The sequence below is a fragment of the Roseiarcus fermentans genome (genome assembly GCF_003315135.1).
GTDB classification, from domain to species: domain Bacteria; phylum Pseudomonadota; class Alphaproteobacteria; order Rhizobiales; family Beijerinckiaceae; genus Roseiarcus; species Roseiarcus fermentans.
Genome location: NZ_QNRK01000001.1, coordinates 63,634 through 83,628, shown reverse-complemented (window position 1 = coordinate 83,628; position 19,995 = coordinate 63,634). Strand labels below are relative to the sequence as shown.

18 protein-coding genes and 1 pseudogene are annotated in these 19,995 nt (G+C 64.7%); 8 read left to right on the top strand and 11 right to left on the bottom strand.

From position 1 onward, the window contains the following. Positions 1-12: 12 nt before the first annotated feature. The 8 genes from DFR50_RS00410 to DFR50_RS00375 form a co-directional block, all read right to left on the bottom strand. Positions 13-1,248 carry an SfnB family sulfur acquisition oxidoreductase gene (locus tag DFR50_RS00410; protein WP_113887214.1) on the bottom strand — a complete coding sequence of 412 codons (1,236 nt, stop codon included), beginning with the start codon at positions 1,246-1,248 and terminating at the stop codon, positions 13-15. A 20-nt stretch (positions 1,249-1,268) separates the two neighbouring features. Continuing rightward, on the bottom strand, positions 1,269-2,036 hold the full coding sequence (locus DFR50_RS00405; protein WP_113887213.1) for an ABC transporter ATP-binding protein: 768 nt from the start codon (positions 2,034-2,036) through the stop codon (positions 1,269-1,271). Positions 2,037-2,092: 56 nt separating this feature from the next. Further along, the gene (locus DFR50_RS00400; RefSeq protein ID WP_113887212.1) at positions 2,093-3,433 is read right to left on the bottom strand and encodes an ABC transporter substrate-binding protein; all 1,341 of its coding nucleotides are present in this window, start codon (positions 3,431-3,433) and stop codon (positions 2,093-2,095) included. A 35-nt stretch (positions 3,434-3,468) separates the two neighbouring features. Further along, the gene (locus tag DFR50_RS00395) at positions 3,469-4,512 is read right to left on the bottom strand and encodes a branched-chain amino acid ABC transporter permease (RefSeq protein WP_113887211.1); all 1,044 of its coding nucleotides are present in this window, start codon (positions 4,510-4,512) and stop codon (positions 3,469-3,471) included. Between the two features lies 1 nt (position 4,513). Continuing rightward, the gene (locus tag DFR50_RS00390) at positions 4,514-5,410 is read right to left on the bottom strand and encodes a branched-chain amino acid ABC transporter permease (RefSeq protein WP_113887210.1); all 897 of its coding nucleotides are present in this window, start codon (positions 5,408-5,410) and stop codon (positions 4,514-4,516) included. A gap of 3 nt (positions 5,411-5,413) precedes the next feature. Then, positions 5,414-6,310 (bottom strand): ABC transporter ATP-binding protein, encoded by an 897-nt coding sequence (locus DFR50_RS00385; protein WP_113887209.1) that lies wholly within the window; start codon positions 6,308-6,310, stop codon positions 5,414-5,416. A gap of 40 nt (positions 6,311-6,350) precedes the next feature. Next, complete coding sequence (sfnG, locus tag DFR50_RS00380; RefSeq protein ID WP_113887208.1) at positions 6,351-7,457, bottom strand: dimethylsulfone monooxygenase SfnG; 1,107 nt, start codon at positions 7,455-7,457, stop codon at positions 6,351-6,353. Between the two features lie 65 nt (positions 7,458-7,522). Further along, entirely contained in the window at positions 7,523-8,110 is a 588-nt protein-coding gene (locus DFR50_RS00375; RefSeq protein WP_147262615.1) for a flavin reductase family protein, read from the bottom strand. Between the two features lie 269 nt (positions 8,111-8,379). Between DFR50_RS00375 and DFR50_RS32725 the strand changes: the two are divergent. Further along, positions 8,380-8,499, top strand: a pseudogene (locus DFR50_RS32725) (integrase); the annotation flags it as partial. A 119-nt stretch (positions 8,500-8,618) separates the two neighbouring features. On the opposite strand, the gene glpK reads toward DFR50_RS32725, so the two are convergent. Continuing rightward, positions 8,619-10,112: a glycerol kinase GlpK gene (gene glpK, locus DFR50_RS00365; RefSeq protein ID WP_113887205.1), complete on the bottom strand. Its 1,494-nt coding sequence runs from the start codon at positions 10,110-10,112 to the stop codon at positions 8,619-8,621. 310 nt (positions 10,113-10,422) lie between these two features. Further along, positions 10,423-11,409, bottom strand: coding sequence for a MurR/RpiR family transcriptional regulator (locus tag DFR50_RS00360; RefSeq protein WP_113887204.1), 987 nt, complete (start codon positions 11,407-11,409; stop codon positions 10,423-10,425). 189 nt (positions 11,410-11,598) lie between these two features. On the opposite strand from DFR50_RS00360, the gene DFR50_RS00355 reads away from it, so the two are divergent. Beyond that, on the top strand, positions 11,599-12,381 hold the full coding sequence (locus DFR50_RS00355; RefSeq protein ID WP_113887203.1) for an SDR family NAD(P)-dependent oxidoreductase: 783 nt from the start codon (positions 11,599-11,601) through the stop codon (positions 12,379-12,381). Between the two features lie 26 nt (positions 12,382-12,407). Next, positions 12,408-13,286: a sugar phosphate isomerase/epimerase family protein gene (locus tag DFR50_RS00350; RefSeq protein WP_113887202.1), complete on the top strand. Its 879-nt coding sequence runs from the start codon at positions 12,408-12,410 to the stop codon at positions 13,284-13,286. Positions 13,287-13,316: 30 nt separating this feature from the next. Here the strand turns inward: DFR50_RS00350 and DFR50_RS00345 are convergent, their stop codons facing one another. After that, positions 13,317-14,105, bottom strand: coding sequence for an SDR family NAD(P)-dependent oxidoreductase (locus tag DFR50_RS00345; RefSeq protein ID WP_113887201.1), 789 nt, complete (start codon positions 14,103-14,105; stop codon positions 13,317-13,319). Between the two features lie 174 nt (positions 14,106-14,279). On the opposite strand from DFR50_RS00345, the gene DFR50_RS00340 reads away from it, so the two are divergent. The 5 genes from DFR50_RS00340 to DFR50_RS00320 all read left to right on the top strand — a co-directional run bounded on the left by DFR50_RS00340 (position 14,280) and on the right by DFR50_RS00320 (position 19,994). Next, positions 14,280-15,455 (top strand): ABC transporter ATP-binding protein, encoded by a 1,176-nt coding sequence (locus DFR50_RS00340; protein ID WP_113887200.1) that lies wholly within the window; start codon positions 14,280-14,282, stop codon positions 15,453-15,455. A gap of 51 nt (positions 15,456-15,506) precedes the next feature. Next, the gene (locus tag DFR50_RS00335; RefSeq protein ID WP_113887199.1) at positions 15,507-16,931 is read left to right on the top strand and encodes an ABC transporter substrate-binding protein; all 1,425 of its coding nucleotides are present in this window, start codon (positions 15,507-15,509) and stop codon (positions 16,929-16,931) included. A 136-nt stretch (positions 16,932-17,067) separates the two neighbouring features. Next, on the top strand, positions 17,068-17,979 hold the full coding sequence (locus DFR50_RS00330) for a carbohydrate ABC transporter permease (RefSeq protein ID WP_113887198.1): 912 nt from the start codon (positions 17,068-17,070) through the stop codon (positions 17,977-17,979). Positions 17,980-17,981: 2 nt separating this feature from the next. Next, positions 17,982-18,836, top strand: a complete 855-nt coding sequence (locus DFR50_RS00325; protein WP_113887197.1) for a carbohydrate ABC transporter permease — start codon at positions 17,982-17,984, stop codon at positions 18,834-18,836. 21 nt (positions 18,837-18,857) lie between these two features. Next, positions 18,858-19,994 (top strand): ABC transporter ATP-binding protein, encoded by a 1,137-nt coding sequence (locus DFR50_RS00320; protein WP_113887196.1) that lies wholly within the window; start codon positions 18,858-18,860, stop codon positions 19,992-19,994. Position 19,995 lies beyond the last annotated feature (1 nt).

The following is a 19,995-nucleotide window of genomic DNA, read 5'->3' as shown; positions in this document are numbered from 1 at the left end:
CCGACCCCCTGCTCAGCTCCAGGCGTGCAATGGCGGATTCTTGCCGTTCAGGAAGTAGTCGCCCAGAATCGCATATTTCCAGCGGACCGGATCGTGGAGCGTGTGCGTGCGCGCATTGCGCCAATAGCGGTCGAGATTGTGCTCCGCGAGCGTCGAGCGCGTGCCGGCGAGTTCGAACAGTCGGTTGGCGGCGTCGATCGCAATCTCGGTGGAGAGAACCTTGGCCTCCGCCGTCACGATCTGCGCCCAGGCGACGCTCTCCGCGGTCGGGGCCCGCACCGCCTCGTCGATGGCCCGTCCCGCCTTTTCGAGAAGCGCCTGAGCTGCGTGCAGGCGAAGCGTCAGCCCGCCGATCGCCTGGATCGTGTAGGGGTCCTCGAATGCGTGCTCCTTGCCGGAATCGACCCACGCCCGGCTCTTCGTGCGCACGAAGCCGATCGTCTCTTCGATCGCCGCCTTGGCGATGCCGGTGTCCACCGCGACCTGGATGATCTGGAAGATGGCGCCGTCTGCGGTCGGCTTGTCGTAGCCCTTGTAGCCGGGCACGAGATGGGTCTTGGGCACCTTCACGTGATCGAGGATGACGGTCCCCGACAGCGTCGTGCGCTGGCCGAACGACGACCAGTCGTCGATCACCGCCAGGCCTTCCGCCCCGCGGTCTGCAATGGCGTACCAGGCGCGGCCCTCGCCGTCGGTCGCCACGATCGGCACGAGGTGAGCGAGCAGCGCGCCGGTCGCATAGAACTTGCGGCCGGTCACGACGACGTGGTCGCCCTTGTCCTCGAAGCGCGTCTCGAAATCGGCGGCGCGCTTGGAGCCGAACTCGGAAAAGGCGTTGCCGAACCGGACGCCCTTCAGCGCCTCGCCGAACAACAGCTTCTGTTGCCCTTCGTCCGAGACCGTGCGGATCGCGGCCACGACGCCGATGTGGTTCTGCACAATCTGCCCGATCGAGGAATCTGCGGCCGAGATGATCTCGACCACCTGCGAGATCGTCGCATAGGAGAGCTCGGGTCCGCCGAACGCCTTGGGCACGTTCAGCGACCAGAGGCCGCTCTGCGAGAAGGCGTCGAGCTCCTGCACGGGCCACACCCGGTCGCGGTCGCGGACGGACGCATTCTTGACGAAATCCGCGGCGAGTCGCTTGGCGACTTCGATCGCCTCCTGGTCGCTGCGGACGACATGGGCGGGGCCGGACGGCCGCGGGATCGGCGGCACGGGCTTTATCGTCTGGACATGCTCATTCATCGGTTTTCCCCTTCCCGGGTCTAGGCCGCATGACTGGTGCGGCCGAGGTAGAAGTCCTTCATGCCGTCGCGCGCGCGCAGCGTCGTCGCATCCTCCTCGTGCGCGGACACGCCGTTCTCGAGCACCACGGCGCGATGCGCGTAGGCGAGCGCCACCGCCGAATTCTGTTCGGCGACCAGGATGGCGAGGCCTTCGTCCTGGTTGAGGCGCTTGAGCGTGCGAAAAATGTCCTGGATGACGAGGGGCGCGAGGCCCATCGACGGCTCGTCCAGGGTGAGCAGGCGCGGCTCGGCCATGAGCGCGCGACCGATGGCGAGCATCTGCTGCTCGCCGCCCGAGGTGAGGCCCGCGGGCGAGCGCCGGCGCTCGACGAGTTTCGGAAAGAGCGTGTAGACGCGCTCGAGGTTGCGCGCCGTCTGCGCCCGCGACTTCGCCGCGCCGATCGCGCCGGAGATCAGGTTCTCCTCGACCGTCAGCGGCCCGAACACGCGCCGGCCTTCCAGCACCGGCACGAGGCCGCGACGCACGAGGTCGCCCGGCCCGAGATGCAGGAAATCCGCGCCGTCGAAACGGGCGCGGTCCGCGCGGGCCTGACCGCGAACGGCCTGAAGCAGGTTGGAGACCGAGCGCAGGACGGTCGTTTTTCCCGCGCCGTTCGCGCCGAGCAGCGCGACGATCTCCCGCGGCCGGACGTCGAGGTCGACATGGGTCAGCGCGACGACGGCGCCATTGTAGACGACGCTCAATTTTTGCACTTCGAGGAGCGGGCGAGGGCTGGTCGGGGTCATGAGGGGTCCCGTTGGGAAAACAGGCGACCGGCGTCGGCCGCCGGCCGCCGCGCCGGTCAGTTCACGACGGGCGTCGCTTCGCTCGTGCGGATCGTGACGCCCTTCTCCTTGGCGTACGCCTCGGACGATTTCTCGATGATCGGACGCAGCAGCGCCCAGTCCGGGGCGATCCAGTCGGAGACGACGTTCCACTTCTTGCCGTCCCAGCGCTGGAAGGTGACGTAGCCATCGCCCTCATGGTTGTCCCAGGTGACGTTGATCGAGTGGAACAGGTCCTTGGCGCCGAGCTTTTCGACGTGGGCGGGATCGAGCTGCAGGTGCTCGAAGCCCCAGCGGACCTCGTCGCCCGTCAGCGTGCGGTGGCCGAACTTCTCCTGCGCGATGCGGACCGCCTCGACGTTCAGGATGCCGTTGACGATGCCGAGGTTGTGATAGACGGAGCCGATGCGGTTCTTGTCCTCGAGGTTGCCCTTGCCGGCGCCGTAGACCGTCTTCACGATCTCCTGCACGATCGGATAGTTCTGGCCGGAGGCCTGGGTGGTGATCGCGGTGTAGCCGATCGCCGCATCGCCCGCGGGCAGAACGTCCTCTTCCGAGTTCGACCAGACGTTGCCCACGATGTGATCGACGGGGAAGCCGACCTTCGCGGCGGTCTTGAGAGCGACCGGGTTCATCACGCCCCATCCGCGCAGCACGACATAGTCGGGCTTGGCGCGCCGGATCGTCAGCCACTGCGACTGCTGCTCGACGCCCGGATGCGGCACCTCGATCTGCTGCACCTCGAAGCCGTATTTCTGGGCGAGGAGCTCGTAGATCGGGATCGTCTCCTTGCCGTAGGGCGATCCGTGATAGAGCACGACGATCTTCTTGCCCTTGAGCTTGTCGAGCCCGCCGACCTGACCGGCGATGTAGTTCACGATGCCGGACGTCTCGCTGTACGGGTTCAGGAGAAGCGGGAACACATAGGGAAACACGCGGCCGTCGGTGGAGTCGGTTCGGCCGTGATTGATGGTGATCAGCGGCGTCTTGTCCTGCGTGATGCGGTCGATCATCGCGTAGGCGATGCCGACCGAGAGCGGATTCCACGCTGCGACCCCCGGATGGCTCTTCAGGCGCTCGTAGACCTCGACGCCGCGCTCGACCTCGTATTGCGTCTCGCCTTCGTCCCAGGTGAGCTTGACGCCGTTGACGCCGCCGTCCCGGATGTTGATCAGGTTGAGATAGTCGATGAATCCGCCGAAGAAGCCGGATCCGCCGGCGGCGTAGGGGCCGACGCGATAGCTTTGAAGCGGGAAGAACTGCTCGTCGGCGAGGGAGGCGACCGGCGCCGCCGTCAGCGCCCCGAGCGCGATGGTCGAGGCGACCACCAGGTGTTTCCAGCGAAATCCGAATGTCATGGGTTGTGCTCCGAACATGGGCGAGAGGATGGGCGCTAGCGCGTCGCCGGCGAGGATCGCGGACGCACGCGACCGGCGAGACCGTTGGGGGCGCGCTGGATGAGAGCGGCGAGTCCATCGGGCTCGGCGATGAGGAAGCCGATGATCAGCACGCCGATGACGATGCGCTGGATCATGTCGAGCGATCCGGAATCGAGCGCGCCGCCGGCGAGCCCGCTCGAAGCGCGGGCGAGCAGGAGCGGCAGGGCCACGATGATCGCCGCGCCGAAGAAGGCGCCGCGAATGGTCGACAGGCCGCCGATGATCGTGATGAAGAGGATCTGGAAGGAGCGGTCGAGATTGAATCCGTCCGGCTCGACGGTCCTGAGATAGGCGAACGCCCAGAGGACGCCGGCGACGCCGATCACAAACGAAGAATAGGCGAAGGCGACGAGCTTGGCCTTGAGCACCGGAACGCCGATGATCTTCGCCGCCGTCTCGTGGTCGCGCACGGCCATGAGATCGCGGCCGGTCTTGACGGTCACGAGCCGCGCCGACAGCGCGGTCAGCAGCGCGACGATCGTCAGCGTGAAATAGTAGCGTCCGAGCGGGGTGACGAAATGGATCCCCGCGACCGAAAGCGTCGGCGCGTCGATGACGCCGGAATTCGAATCGTTCGAGAACCAGGGGAACCTGGTCAGCGCCCACTGCACGAAGAACTGCGCCGCGAGCGTCGAGACGGCGAGATAGTAGCCACGCAGCCGCAGGCTCGGCAGCCCGAACACGACGCCCACCAGCGCCGCGATGATCCCGGCCGCGACGATCGTGACGGGCAGCGGCAGCCCGACGCGCAGGTTGATATTGAAGGCCGCGTAGGCCCCGATTGCGAGAAATGCGGCGGAGCCGAGCGACAGCTGGCCGGTATAGCCCATCAGAACGTTCAGTCCGACGCCGGCGAGGGAGAGGGCGAGAAACGGCAGCAGGATCGCCTCGTAGAGGTAGTCCGAGTTCATGAGCGGCGGCGCGACGACGGCCACTGCGATCGCGAGAACGGGAAACAGCCAGCGGGCGGCGGCGGGAAGGGAAGCAGGGCTGCTCATGTCAGACTCTCTCCACCTGGACCCGGCCAAACAGACCCGCTGGCCGGACGAGCAGGAAGACGAGCGCGACCACGTAGGCGAACCAGATCTCGATGCCGCCGCCGAAGAACGGGCCGATGTAGACTTCGGCCAGCTTCTCCGACGCGCCGACGATGAGGCCGCCGACGATCGCGCCCAGAATGGAGTCGAACCCGCCGAGCACGAGCACCGGCAGCGCCTTCAGCACGACCAGCGACAACGAGAACTGGACGCCGAGCCGGGCGCCCCACAGGAGCCCCGCAACCAGCGCGACGAAGCCGGCCGCGATCCAGGCGGTCGCAAGAATCGCATGCAGGCGGAGACCGATCGCGCCGGCGGCGTAGGGATCGGCGGCGGCCGCGCGGAACGAGAGGCCGACGCGGGTGAACTGGAAGAAGGCGATCAGCGCCGCGACCATCAACCCGGCGACGCCGGCGGCGAAGAGATCGAACCGGGAGACGAAAACGCCGTAGACGTCGAACGGGGTGTCGCTCACGCCGAGGTCGAGCGCGTGGACCTGTCCGCCCCACAGAAGCTGCGCGGAGCCCTCCACGACGTAAGCGAGCCCGAGCGTCGCCATGAACAGCGTGATTGGCGGCCGGTTGGCGAGCGGCGTCAGAACGGTGCGCTCGATCGCAATGCCGATCAGGGCCATGGCGGCGAAGACGAGGACGAGCGCGAGCGGCGCCGCGATCCCGCGTTCGATCAGCGACACATAGGTCAACGCGGCGAAGAGCAGCAGCGGCCCCTGCGCGAAATTGAGCACGCCGGACGTCTTGTAGATGAGCACGAAGCCGATCGCGACGAGCGCGTACATGACGCCGGAGAGCAGGCCGCCGACCAGGACCTCGATGAAGAAGGAGAGGTCGAAATCCCCCATGGGTCAGGCCTCCTCGTCCGCGTGAGGAACGCCGAGATACGCGTCGATGACGGCCTGGTCGGCCTGCACCTCGGCGGGCGTCCCCTCGGCGATCTTGCGCCCGTAGTCGAACACCGCGACACGGTCGGAGAGACTCATCACCAGGCCGATGTCGTGCTCGATGAGAACGATCGTCGCCCCGAGACGGCTGCGAACCGAACGGATGAACGCGGTCATTTCGACCTTGTCGTCCATCGTCATGCCGGCGAGCGGCTCGTCGAGCAGAAGGAAATGCGGCTCGGCGACGGACGCCCGGGCGAGTTCGATGCGCTTCTGCACGCCGTAGGGGAGCGAACCCACGAGGCGGTCGCGGTAGGATTCGAGGTGCAGATGCTCGAGCGCCTCGTCGGTTTTCCGCCGCGTCCGGGCGACCTCGGCGCGGGCGCGCCCGACGCCGAGCGCCTGCTCGACGATGGTCGAACGCGCCGCGAACGACAGGCCCAGGGCGATATTGTCGAAGGTCGAGAGGCCCTTGAAGAGGCCGAGGTTCTGGAAGGTTCGCGCGACGCCGAGCGAGGCGAGCCGCGAGGTCGGCGAGCGCGAATAAGACCGCCCCTTGATGACGACGCGTCCTCGGTCGGGTGTGTATACGCCGGTGATGACGTTGATCAGCGACGTCTTCCCGGCGCCGTTCGGCCCGATGACTGCGGTGATCGAGCCGTCGGCGAAGGCGAGGTCGACGTCGCGGAGCGCGGCGACGCCGCCGAAACTGAGGCTCACGCCTTCGAGGGCGAGCGACGCCGACTTCGCGCCATCCCCTTGCGCGCCGGACGAGGCGCGCGATCCGGGTCGTGCAGGAGACAAAGAGTCTCCCTCGGCCGCGCCCCGATAGGAGACGGCCGTCCTGGCCAGCGTCGACATTTCGGCCTCTCGGGTCTGGGAATGAACCGCGAAGCGCGGCTTATTCAGCGGCGGCCCTGGCGCCTTCGCGGCGCGCTTCCAGCTCGCGCACGAGCGGGATGACCTGGTCGCCGAAGAAGGCGACCTCCTCCTGGAAGTGCAGGAAGCCGAGCAGGATCAGGTCGGCGCCGGCGTCCTTGAGGCTCAGGATGCGTTCGGCGATCTGTTGGGGCGTGCCGATGAGATTGGAGCGGAAGCCGTCGTTGTACTGGACGAGGTCCTCGAAGCCCGACTTGGCCCAGTTGCCTTCCCGTTCCGGAGAGGCGAGGCCGGCGTTCTTGACCTCGGCGCCGAAGGCGTTCACCGCCTCGGGCAGCGCCTTGGCGATGATCTCCTGCACGACCGCGCGGGCCTCGGCCTCGGTTGAGCGGGCGACCGCAAAGGCGTTGACGCCGATCTTCGGCTGATGGCCGCTGGCGGCGCCCTTCTGCCGAATGTCATTGACCTGCTTGGCGATCTCGTCGGGCGTGTTGCCGTTGGTGAAGTACCAATCCGACACGCGCGCGGCCATGTCGCGAGCCGCCCGCGACGAGCCGCCCTGGAAAATCTCGGGAAGCGGCTCGATCGGTTTCGGCTTCAGCGAGAAATCGCGGAAGCGATAGAAATCGCCGGCGAAGGTGAACTTGTCTTCCGTCCAGACGCCGCGCAGGCAGCGGATGAACTCCTCCGAGCGACGATAGCGCTCGTCGTGGTCGAGCCAGGGTTCGCCGATCGCCTGGAACTCGCCACGGAACCAGCCGGAGACGATGTTGACCGCAACGCGCCCCTGCGTGAGGTGGTTGATCGTGGTGATCTGCTTGGCGAGCACCGCCGGCGTCCACGGACCGGGCAAAACCGCGGCGATGACCTTGAGCCGCTCGGTCGCATGGAGCAGCGCATGGCTGAAGGAGACGGATTCGTGCTGGAATTCCGCGCCATAACCGGCGGTGAAGCGGATCTGCGTCAAGGCGTAGTCGAAGCCCGCCTTTTCGGCGATCTGCGCGAGCTTCTGGTTGTACTCGATGGTCCAGTTGGTGCGCTGCTCGATGTTGGAAATGACGAGGCCGCCCGACACATTGGGGACCCAGTAAGCGAATTTGATCGGTTCACGACTCTGCTGCTGCGACATGAAGGTTCGCTCCCTTGAGAGATGGCGTCTGGTTGTTTGAGGATGGCGTCGGCCCGTGGCGGCCGTCATTCCGCGGCCAGGCGCACGCCCGACCCGACGGCTCGATAGGCGGAGCGCCAGTAGATCAGCGCATCGCTGTCAGAGGTCGCCGAGATCGCCAGCGGCTCACCGATCACGATAGCGTGCGAGTGGCGCTCGATGATCTCCTCGACCCGAAATTCCGCAGTGGCGAGAGCGCCGACGAGCAGGCTCACGCCGCGCGGGGTCACGATCCATTCGGCCCCTTGGTATCGCGCTTCGCCCTTCACGCCGCCGCGTCCTGCGAAAAGGTCGGCGACGTGCTGTTGTCCGGCGCTCAGGATGTTGACCCCGAACAGGCCATGCTGGCGGATGACGGAATAGGAGGACGACTGGCGTCCGATGCTGATGACGATTCGCTCGGGATTGATCGACAGCGAGAAGACTGCCGTGCCGGTGTAACCGGAGCGCTCCGGAGGCTTTCCGACGGTGATGACCGCGACGCCGCCGGCGAGGTGGCGCATGGCCTCGGTGAGGCGCGCGAGGCTGCCTGGTTCAGGGGAAACGTGTGCCATTGAGATAATCCATAAACTCGATCGTTTTAGTAGTCTAATTTTCTCCTGCTGCTCGAGCAACTTCTTTTGTCTCCATTCGGGGCATCGAAAGAAGAAAATGAATTCCTTCTCTGATTGAGGGCAAGGACAGAAAAATATTCTCTCAGCGGCGCGTCGCAGACGATTTATCCTATTGCCGTGCGCTGCTCCGTCAGCGTCACCGCGCGCGTTCCAACCGCGCTCCGCAAGCGGGTCCTCGGTCTTGCGTCGAGCGCCTGCACGTCGGCGCGCCGGTGGCGGACCCGAAACCGGATTGAAAGACGCGCGCGACGCCGGCGACGCCGCGCGGATTCCGCTTCGGCATCGCCAAGGCGCGCGCCGAGAACGACCCGACTGTCGCCCTGCGGGGCGCGCTTGCGACGCCGACGGTCACGCCGCGCGCAGCCATCGTAGCGCCGAAAGCCTGCGGGATCGGCGCTCAAGGAACTTTGGAAACTGACCGGACAAGGCCGGTTCCTCTTTCGGTGCGATCCGTCGCACGGCGCATGTCCGAAAACACCCTGGCCCCGCCCTTGCGGCGTATCGGCCTTCAAGAACAGCGCTCGACCCAGTCCCGCGACCTTTCGACCGCACGGCTCCATCCCCGGTAAAGCGTATCCGCCTTGCCGCGGTCCATCGCCGGCTCGAACCTGCGTTCGAGCTCGAAGGCGTCGGCCAGCTCTTCTCGTCCGGACCACACGCCCGTCGCGATGCCGGCCAGAAAGGCCGCGCCGCGCGCCGTCGACTCGACCACCCGCGGGCGCAGCACGGGCGCGCCGAGAATGTCCGAAGTGAACTGCATCAGAAAGTCGTTCACGCAAGCGCCGCCGTCGACTTTGAGGCCTTCGACGTCGATTCCCGCGACAGCCTGCATGGCTTCGACCACGTCGCGGATCTGGTAGGAGGTCGCCTCCAGCGTCGCTCGGATGATGTGGCTCCGGTTCGCGCCGCGGGTGAGTCCGACGATCGCGCCCCGCGCATACGGATCCCAGAGCGGAGCCGACAGACCAATGAACGCCGGGACGAAATAGACGCCGTTCGTGTCTGGCGTGGTGACCGCCGCCTCCGAACTCGATTTGATGATCTGCAGCTCGTCTCGCAGCCATTGCACGGCTGCGCCGGTGATGAACAAGACGCCCTCGATCGCATACTGGACCTTGTTGTCGACCCCGACGGCGATGGTCGAGATCAGGCCTCGGTCCGGAACGATCGGCTGATCGCCTGTGTTCATCATCAACGCGGCCGCCGTTCCGAACGTGCACTTCGCCATGCCCTTGGAAAAGCAGGCCTGCCCGAACAGGGCGCCCTGCTGATCGCCGACGGCTGCGGCGACGGGGATCTCGACGTCGAACAAGGCGCGGTCGGTGACGCCGTAGACTTCCGATGAATTGCGGACCTCGGGAAGCAGAGCGGTTGGAACGCTCAACGCCTCGAGCATGCGCTCGTCCCATGTCAGGGTCCGGATGTTGAAGAGCATCGTTCGGGATGCGTTGGTGTAATCGGTCACGTGCGCGCGGCCGCCCGTCAGGTTCCAGATCAACCAGGTGTCGATGGTGCCGAACGCCAGTTCGCCCCGTTCGGCGCGCTCGCGCGCGCCGGGGATGTTTCCGAGCAGCCACTGGACCTTCGACCCGGAGAAATACGCGTCGATCACCAGACCGGTGTTCTCGGCCACGTATGGCGCCAAGCCGCGCGCAGTGAGCGAATCGCAGAGTCCGGCGGTGCGGCGGTCTTGCCAAACCACCGCGTTGTAGATCGGCTCGCCCGTCGCGCGATCCCAGATGACGGTCGTCTCCCTTTGGCAGGTGATGCCGATGGCGGCCAGATCCGACGGCGAAATTCCGGCCTTGCGAATCGCTTCCCTGGCGACGGCGAGCTGTTTCGTCCAGATCTCGACCGGGTCGTGTTCGACCCACCCCGGCTGCGGGTAAATCTGCCGGATCTCCTGCTGGCCGACGGAAACGACCTGACCCTGTCGATCGAAAATGACCGCGCGTGCGCTGGTCGTTCCCTCGTCGAACGCCATCACGAACCGCTTCGTCATCGCCGACCTCCCCAAGCCCCGGGCGTTCCGGCTTTTTTCGCCGGCTCGAGAATAGAACAAAAAGTTTTCCCATTGGCAACCATAATCGTATGAAATTTCATTCCCCGTCCCCGCCGCTCGCGGGCTGTTCGCTCCTTCGTCCGGGCGCCCCGTCCGGCTGGGCCGCGACCGCATCGCCTGCGCGCCGAAGACGAACGCGAGCGGCGCCTCGCCGTTCGCCCGCCAAGCGCGTTCCGACACGGGACCGCAACGCCAGCCTCCGAGCGCTCCGCGCCGCGTGAGGCTTTCGTCCGCGCTCGCGCGCCGTGCGCTATTCGCGCGTACTGGTGGCGTAGACCTCGGACCTCTCGAGCGCGTCGATGGACTTATCGTAATTGCGCACCGCGAAGCATGAATACAGAACGTCGATCACGTGCAACTGGGCGATCTTCGAAACCATGGACTCGTGGTAGTCCGCCGATCCGAGCGCCGCGTTCACCGTCGGCGTGAACAGTTTGATGTCCGCATAGGACACGATCGGCGATTCGGGAAACGACGTGATGCAGATCGTGGTCGCGCCGCGCGCCTTGGCTTCCTTGAGCGCATTGGTCGTGGTGATGGTTCGCCCCGAGTTGCTGATCCCGATCGCGAGCGAACGCTCGTTGAGCGTCGTCGCGGAGATCTGTCGCAAGGTGAAATCATGGAAGAACTGGCAGGTCTTTCCCACCCGCATGAACCGCATGATGGCGTTCTCGGCGGCGAGATTCGATGAGCCCAGCGCGAAAAAGACGATGAAATCGCAAGCGTTGATCGCATCGACCGCGCGCTCGACCTCCCTCGTGTTGAGGCCGTTCATCGTGTCGGATATCGTCTTGATATAGCGACCCGAAATCTTGTCGACGACGAGCGACGTGTCGTCCGTGGGCGATATGTCTTCATAAACATGGCGCCGCTCCATGTCAGCGACCGGGGTCGTGGAGCTCTTGGACAATTCCTCCGCAATGCGGATCTTGAGCTGTTGGAAATTGACAACGTTTACGTCGCGGACGAAGCGCGTGATCGTCGATTCCGAAACCTGGCACAACAGCGCGAGGTCCTTGATCGAGATCGACTTCACCTGCTCGGGGTTCTTGAGGATGTATTCGGCGATCCGGCGCAACGCCGGATTGAGGTAGGGGCGCGACCAGCGAATGCGTGCAATCACGCTTTCGGGCTGTTCGTCGGCCTTGTGCGAACGCGGCGCGCGTTTCTTCTTCGCCAGCGCCGAGGCGCCCGGCTCAGGGGACGCGGACGCCTTGGGGTCGAGCGGCTCGGTCATGCGAAATACCCCGAAACAGGATGGCTCACGGACCCCGGCGCCCAGCGACGGGGCTCGACGGCCCGGAGCTCGGCGCAAGATCGACCATAGGCAGAAAAAAATTCGTTGCAAAAGAAATGTCAGAAAATATAATTTGCCGTGATTGCCCGCCGGCGCCGCCCGCAGGCGCGAAGTTCAGGAGATCGCACAATGGATTACGGCTTGGAGGGCAAGGTCGTCGCGGTGACCGGCGGCGCTTCCGGCATCGGCAAGGCGATCGCCCAGGCCTTCCACGATGAAGGCGCCGTGGTCGTGATCAACGGCCGGGATCGCGAAAAGCTCGAGGCGGCGACGCGCGAACTCGGACCCAGGGCCCACGGGATCGTGGCCGACCTGACCCGCCCGGCGGACGTCGATCGTCTGACGGCGTTCGCCGAAACCTTCGGCCCGATCGAGTTCCTCATCAACAACATCGGGATCTTCGAATCGATGGATTTCTTCGAGATCACCGACGAGCGCTGGCTGGAGTTTTTCGACGTCAACGTCATGACCGGCGTCCGCATGAGCCGCGCCGTCCTGAAGACCATGCTCGCGCGCAACTCGGGATCGATCGTCTTCATTTCTTCCGACGCCGCGATCAAGAGCATTCCCTGGATGGCTCACTATTCCATGACCAAGTCGGCCCAACAGGGTCTGGCGCGCGCCCTCGCCGAATGCACGAAAGGGACGAAGGTCCGAGTCAACGCCTTCCTTCCCGGTCCGACCGCGACGCAGTCCGTGCTCAACTACATGGCCGGGATGGCCGCGCAGTCGGGAAGGACGACCGAACAGGTCGTCGCCGGCTACTTCCGCGACAACGAACCGTCGTCGCTGATTCAATGTCTCATCGATCCAGCCGTCCACGGCCGCGCCGTCGTCGCGCTCGCCGCCAATCCGGCGATGAACGGCGCCGCCCAGCGCTGCGAGGGCGGCGTCATTCGCTCCGCCTTCTAGGGCCCTGATGGGAGAGGATTCGCGCCATGACCAACACGCTCGGCGTTCACAGCCTCCTCTTCACCGACGCCTGGACGGCCGCGTCGGCCAAGGCGGCGATCGACTGCGCGGCGCGGGTCGGCTTCGACGCGATCGAAGTCCTGATCTTCGATCCGGCGACGATCGACGTCGCCATGACCAGGCGGCTCGCAAGGGACGCGGGGATCGCCATCGCGCTCGGAATGGCGCTCGGGGTCGATTCCGACATTTCGAGCCTGGATCCGGCGGTCGCGAGGCGAGGCGAGGCGACGGTCCGGCGGTGTCTCGACATCGCCGAGGAGATCGGCGCGCCGTGCGTCAGCGGAATCGCCTACGCCGCGTTCAATCGCTATTCGGCGCCGCCGAGCGAGGCGCAGAAGAACCAGGTCCGATCCGCCCTCGCCCGACTCGACGGCTATGCCGGCGGCAAGGGTCTGAAACTCGGCCTCGAAGCCGTCAACCGCTACGAATCGTATCTCGTCAACACGCTCGACGAAGCGGGGGCGCTCATTCGCTCGATCGGCGCCAGGAACCTCTTTGTTCACATGGACACCTTCCATATGAACATCGAGGAAACCGACATCGCGGGCGCGATCGCCCGGAACGCGGATCTCCTCGGCTATGCGCACGTCGCCGACAATACGCGCGGGACGCTGGGGGCCGGTGGGTTCGACTTCAAGGCCTTTTTCGGCGCCCTCGCGCGCGCCGGCTACACGGGCGGCGTCACGGTGGAGAGTTTCTCGAACGCGCGACTGGGCCCCGGCCTCGCCGGCGCGATCGCGCTGTGGCGTTGTCAGTGGAGCGATGCGGAGGCGACCGCGCGCGAAGCGCTCGCCTTCATGCGGGCGGAACTCGCCGCGGCGGCCCATGCCGCTCGCCCCTGGTAGCTGCGGGCCCCGAGGCGCCGGCCGCCGGGGTCAGAAGACGGAGCGAATCATCCCGCCGTCGACCCTCAACGCCGCGCCGTTGATTGCGCCGGCGCGGCGGCTCGCCAGAAAGGCGACGAAATCAGCGATCTCGTCGGGTTCGGACAGGCGCTGGATCAGCGAGGTCGGACGGTTCTCGCGCATGAACTTGCGGTGCGCCTCGGCGCGCGGCAGGTCGGGATAGAGATTGGCGATGAAAGCGCCCACGCCTTCGGTGTTGGTCGGTCCCGGCAGGACGACGTTGACGGTGACGTTCGTGCCCCGGGTCAGCTCGGCCAGATTGCGCGACACGCTCATCTGCATCGTCTTGGTCGCCGAATAGTGCGCCATTTCCGGCGCCGGGTTGACGCCGGACTCGCTCGCCACGAACACCACGCGTCCGTCGTTGCGGTCGATCATGCCTTTGAGATGGCGCCGCGACAGACGAACGCCGCTCATCACGTTGACCTCGAACAGCCGGCGCCACTGGGCGTCGGTCGTGGCGAAGAAATCGCTCGGCTCGTAGATTCCGAGGTTGTTGACCAGAACGTCGACCGCCGGAAACGCCCGGATGGCGGCGTCGCAGCCGGACTCTTCTGAAAGATCGGCGACGAGCGGCTCGAGGCGCGCAGCCGGAACGCGCGTCCGAATTCGCGCGATCGCCTGGTCGACGCCTTGCGCATTTCTGCCGTTGACGATCGCCACGGCGCCTTCCCGGGCCAGGGAGGCCGCGATCGCCTCGCCGATTCCGCCCGACGACGCGCTGACCAGGGCGCGCTTTCCGTTCAACTCGAGATCCATGTCTCATCCTCCCGCACGGGTCCAGGCCCGGAGCGCTCCAATAAAAATCAATTCTCTCTCTCTTGACAAGAAAAAAATTTGTTTCTACGGTCCCTTCGCCGACGAAACCAAATTCGAAAACCAGCGGCGGGCGGGAACCGCGGGCCATCCCGGGCCTTAGGAGGATCAAGGGTCATGGCGCGTCTCGAGGTCGATGCAGTCACCAAGATCTTCGGCGCGTCGGTCCGCGCCGTCGACGGCCTCAGCTTCGCCGTCGCCGATCGCGAGTTCGTCTTCCTGCTCGGCCCTTCGGGCGCGGGGAAGACCACCACCTTGAGGATGATCGCGGGTCTCGAACAACCCTCCGACGGCCGCGTCCTGATCGACGGCCGCGACATGACCTGGGCCGCGCCGCGCGACCGCAACGTGGCGATGGTCTACGACCGGAATTCGCTCTACCCGCATCTGAGCGCCTACGAGAACATGGCCTATCCGCTCCGATTGAGACGGACGCCGGGCGCCGAGTTGGACGCGCGGGTGAAGCGCGTGGCGGAGATTCTTCGCATCGGGGAACTCCTCGATCGCGCGCCTCGTCAACTTTCGGGCGGTCAGCAGCAGCGCGTGGCGATCGGACGCATGCTCGTGCGCGACGCCGGCCTCTACCTGATGGATGAGCCGATTTCGCATCTCGACGCCAAGCTGCGCTCTCACATGCGGCTCGAATTCAAGAAACTCCAAAGCGAATTCGCCGCCACCATTCTCTACGTGTCCCACGATCAACTCGAAGCGATGACCATGGCCGACCGGATCATCGTCGTCGATCACGGGGCGATTCAACAGATCGGCGCGCCGCGCGAGATCTTCCAGCGGCCCGCCAATCGCTTCGTCGCGGGGTTCGTCGGCGAGCCGGCGATGAATTTCCTCGCGTGCGAGGTGCGTGCGGACGGCGGCAAGATCGCTGCGGCGGGAGACGGTTTCTCTCTGCCGCTCTGCGCCGAACACGCGGCGGCCCTCTCCGCCGTGGCCCGGACGCCGAAAGCCTTCGAGATCGGTTTGAGGCCGCAACATCTCGCCATCGCCGGGAACGGCGCCGAGGACGGGGACGAGAGGGAAAGCGGGATCGGCGGAACGATCTACGCCGTCGAAACGCTCGGTTCGGCGACCGTGTTCGACGTCTCTGTCGGTCAAACCGTCATCCGCGTGCAGGCGAATCAGGACGCCCTGCCCAACAGGGCCTTCAGGATCAACGACCCCGTGCGCATCAGGGTCGATACCCGCCGGCTCCACCTGTTCGACCGCGAATCCGGACGCGCCGCGATTCATCCCAGTCTGTCGCGCGAAAGCGGACGACTGGCGGTTCTCGGCGCCTGATCGGGGCGTCGGTAAAAACACCCAAAGACGATCTGTGAGGGAGAAAACGCGATGCCAGTCAAATTCACCCGTCGACAAGCGACGATGCTTCTGTCGTCCGCCGTGATCGCGGCGCCGTATATCGCGCGCGCCAAGTCCGCGGCGCAGGCGAAGCTGGAGGGAGCGACCGTGAACATGCTCGCCGTCCAGTTCGCCCACCACAACCACCTCTGGGACCAGATTCCAGAATTCACAAAGGAGTACGGCATCAAGGTCAATATCGAGTTCGCGCCTTTCGACCAGACCCGGGAAAAGACGCTTCTTGAAATGAGCAAGAAGACCGGTCGCTTCGATCTGTTCACGACGGACGTGATGTGGCTCGCCGAATATGCCTCCGCCGGATATCTCGAGCCGGTCGCAAAATACGTAAAGAACAAGGACCTGACGACGGAAGATTTTGACGTCAACGACTTTGTGCCGAGAATCTATTCCGGGACCGGCGTCTACAACGACACATTGTACAACATTCCGTTCGACGCCGGAAGCGTCGGGGTCGAGTTCCGCAAGGACTGGATGCAAGCCAAGGGCATTGCCGTTCCCGAGCGGTTCGACGGCAAATGGACTCATACGGCGATGTACGACGCCATCAAGGCCCTGCACGATCCGGACAAAGGCGTGGCGGGTTATGTAACCCAACCGCAAAAATGGTTCTGGGGCTGGACCTTGACGCCACTGCTGTACGCCTGGCAACGGCCGGAAACCATCGGCAATGAATTCGTCGACCGCGACTGGAACGTGACGATCGCCAGTCCGGAGAATCTCGCTGCGCTCAAGTGGTATCTCTCGCTGCGCGAATTCACGCCCAGGAACGACGGAAACTTCGGCTACGGAGAAGTCGTTTCGACCTATCAGCAGAGCAAAGCCGCCGGCGGCATCCATTACACGAGCTTCATCGCCGACGCGTTCGAAGCCGACGGCATGCCGATCAAGGGCAGGAGCGCCTATCTGCACCACCCGATCGGTCCCTACGGCCGCCTGGACCCGTTCTTCGGCTCCTGGGGCCTCTCGATCTCGACCGATTCCAGGCAGAAGGAAGCCGCCTGGACGTTCATCCAATGGGCGACGGGTCGAAAGGCGATGGAGCAATCCGGCCTCAAGGGCGGCGGGCTCGTGCGTCATTCTCAATATCAGAACAAGGACATCCAGGCCGCGATGAAATGGAACGCGGACCTCTATCCCTTGATGCTCAAGTTCGCCGACCCGGACGAACGTATCCGGATTCCCGAGTGGGGCGAATTCTCCAATGAAATCCTGGGTCTCTACGGCAACAAGGCCTGGCTCAACGAAATGACGCCGGAACAGGCGTTGGAGGCGATGGAGAAAAGCTTCACCAAGCTTCTGAAGAAGGGTGGATACTATGCCAAAGGGGCCAAGAACCCGAAACAGAACTGGCGCGATCTGAGCTACTACGACCGAGCGCCGGCCGACTGGACCTAAGGAAAATCAGAAACTCCACGCGGCGGTCCTCGCCCCTGGACCCGTTCCGCGCCGAGGCGACTTCGACGGCGGCCGTCTCCTCCCCGGCGTCGCCGGGTCGTCTCGCGCGGATCCTCTCACAGCATTGCGCCCGACCATGAAAACAATTGTCGGAATCCAGCATCGGTCATTCTTTCCGTGGCTTCTGATGGGGCCGACGCTGGCGATCCTGCTGGCGGTCGGCCTGTTTCCCTTCGGCTATTCGCTCTATCTCGCCAGCACCAATATCGTGCTCTCGAAGCCGTATTTGCCGCGTGTGTTCATGGGTCTACAGCAATATCAGGACCTCGTTACCGATCCGGACTTTCTCAATTCGCTAAAGATTACCGCGACATTCACGATTTCGGCGGTCTTCGTAGAATTCTGGGCGGGACTTGGACTGGCGCTCCTGTTCAAGCGAACGATCGTCGGCAAATCCGTCTATCGTCTCGGCATCTTGATTCCGATGGTCATTCCGCCGGTGGTGGTCGGATTGATCTGGAAATACCTGCTTTATCCTCATTCGGGCCTGGTTACCTATTTTACCACGCAAGTGGCCGCGATTTTTGGCCTTCCCCCCGTGCCGTTTCTGTCCTCGCCGCAGACGGCGCTGGCGACGCTGATCTTCGTCGACGTCTGGCAATGGACGCCGTTCATGTTCCTGATCCTCCATGCCGGGCTCTCCTCGCTCCCGAACGAGCCCTATGAAGCGGCGGACATCGACGGGGCCAGTCGCTTCCGGGTCTTTCGAACGATCACCCTGCCTCTTCTCAAGCAAAGCATTCTGATCGCGCTCATCATTCGAACAATGGACGCCTTCAGGACCTATGACACGATCGCAATCCTGACGCAGGGCGGCCCGGGCAACGCGACGCAGACCTTCAACGTCTGGTTGACGAATCTCGGCTTCATCGCGTTCGACGCGTCCCGCGCCGCGGCGCTTTCGCTGATCATGTTCGTGATCATCCTGGTGATGAGCTTCGTCTTCATTCAGATCTTCACCAAGACTGACCCTCTCCTGGAGCGATGACAATGACCGAGTCGAAGAGAGTGATCGTCTCGCCCAAGTCCGCGCCGGTCGAAAACAACTGGTGGGTCCACATGATCCTGGTCACGGTGTTCATGATCGCCGTCATTCCCGTGCTGTGGGTGGTGATGACGGCGTTCATGACCAAGACGCAAACGCAGGTCATGCCGCCGGAGATATTCTTCAAGCCGAGCTTCAACGCGTTCGGCGTCATCGTCCGCCAGTTCGGGATGCTGACCTTCATGGCGCACAGCATCATCATTGCCGTCGCGTCGACCTTCTTCTCCGTCACGATCGGCACGTTTTGCGCTTACGCCCTGGCACGCTTCTCGTTCCCGGGCAAAGAGGACGTGTCGTTCTGGATCCTGACCAACCGGATGATGCCGGCGGTGGCGGTGATCCTGCCGATCTTCATGATCTTTCAGACGTTCGGGCTACTGGATACGTTCGTCGGCATCATCTTTCTCTACACCGCCATGCAGCTCCCCTTCGTGGTCTGGATGCTCAAGGGGTACTTCGAGGACATTCCACGAGAATTCGAGGAAGTCGCGCTGGTCGACGGCGACACCTGGCTCGGCGCCTTTCGCAAGGTCGTGCTGCCGCTGATGCGCCCCTCGATCACCGCCGCCTCGATCTTCGTCCTCATTCTGTCCTGGAACGAATACGCCTTCGCGCTCTTCCTGACCGGGACGAACACCCGGACGCTGCCGCCTTCCGTCGTCACCTTCACCGTCTCGACCGAAGTCTCCTTCGACCTGCTCGGCGCGGCCGCCGTCATCATCGCCGGCCCGATCCTCCTGTTCGTCGTGTTTGTTCAAAAGCAATTCGTGCGCGGACTGTCCATGGGGATGGTGCGCTGAGCGGAAAAGGGAGGCCCGACCATGGGCGCAGTCTCAGTCGACAAGCTCGGAAAGACATTCGGCGCGATGAACGCGGTGAAGGCGATCGACTTCGCCATCGGCGACGGGGAATTCGTGTTCTTCCTGGGTCCGTCGGGCTGCGGCAAGACGACGACCCTGCGGATGCTGTCCGGGCTGCTGATGCCGACGGGCGGACAGATCTCGATTGGCGGACGGGACGTGACCTATCTGCATCCTCGCCACCGCAACGTCGGCATGGTGTTCCAGCAGAACGTCCTCTACGGCCATCTGTCGGTCTTCGAGAACCTCGCCTACCCGCTCAGAGTGAGGAGGGTCTCCGGAACCGAGATTCGCAAGCGGGTTCGCGAGGTCGCACGAACCCTCCAGATCGACGACGTGCTCACGCGCATGCCGGGCCAGTTGTCGGCGGGACAGTCGCAGCGGGTGGCCATCGGCCGCATGCTCGTCCGGGACGCCGACGTCTTCCTGATGGACGAGCCGATCTCGCATCTGGACGCGAAGCTGCGTGCGCACATGCGGGCGGAGTTGCGCCATCTTCAGAAGCAGCTGGGGGTGACGACCGTATTCGTGTCGCACGACCAGCTCGAGGCCATGTCGATGGCGGACCGCATCATGGTCATGGAGGGCGGCGTCGTGCAGCAGTTCGCGACGCCGCAGGAGATCTTCGATCGCCCGGTCAACCTGTTTGTCGCGAGTTTCGTCGGCGAACCCCACCTCAATACGCTCGACGTCACGCTCGAGCTGCGGGATGGCGTCGTGACCCTGGCGGGCCGGGGCGTCGCCGTCGCCGCGCCGCCGGGCTGGATCGACGAAACGGTCGTGCGCGCCAACATAGGCCGCGACCTGGCGCTCGGCGTGCGGCCCGAACATGTCGATGTGGCGATCGCGGCGGCGGCGGACACGATCCCCGGCAAACTCTATGCGATCGAGCCGCTGGGCGCCGAGGACCTGTTCACCGTCGATGTCTCGGGGCGCTTCGTTCAGGCGCGAATCGCCGCCGACAGGGCCGCGACCTTCCCGACGCCGGTCCGCGATCCGATCCATGTCCGTTTCGCGCCGGACCATCTCTACCTGTTCGACAAGGAAACCGGACGGACGCTGGCGCAGGCGTCCTTCACCAAGCGCCGCCGGAGCTGAC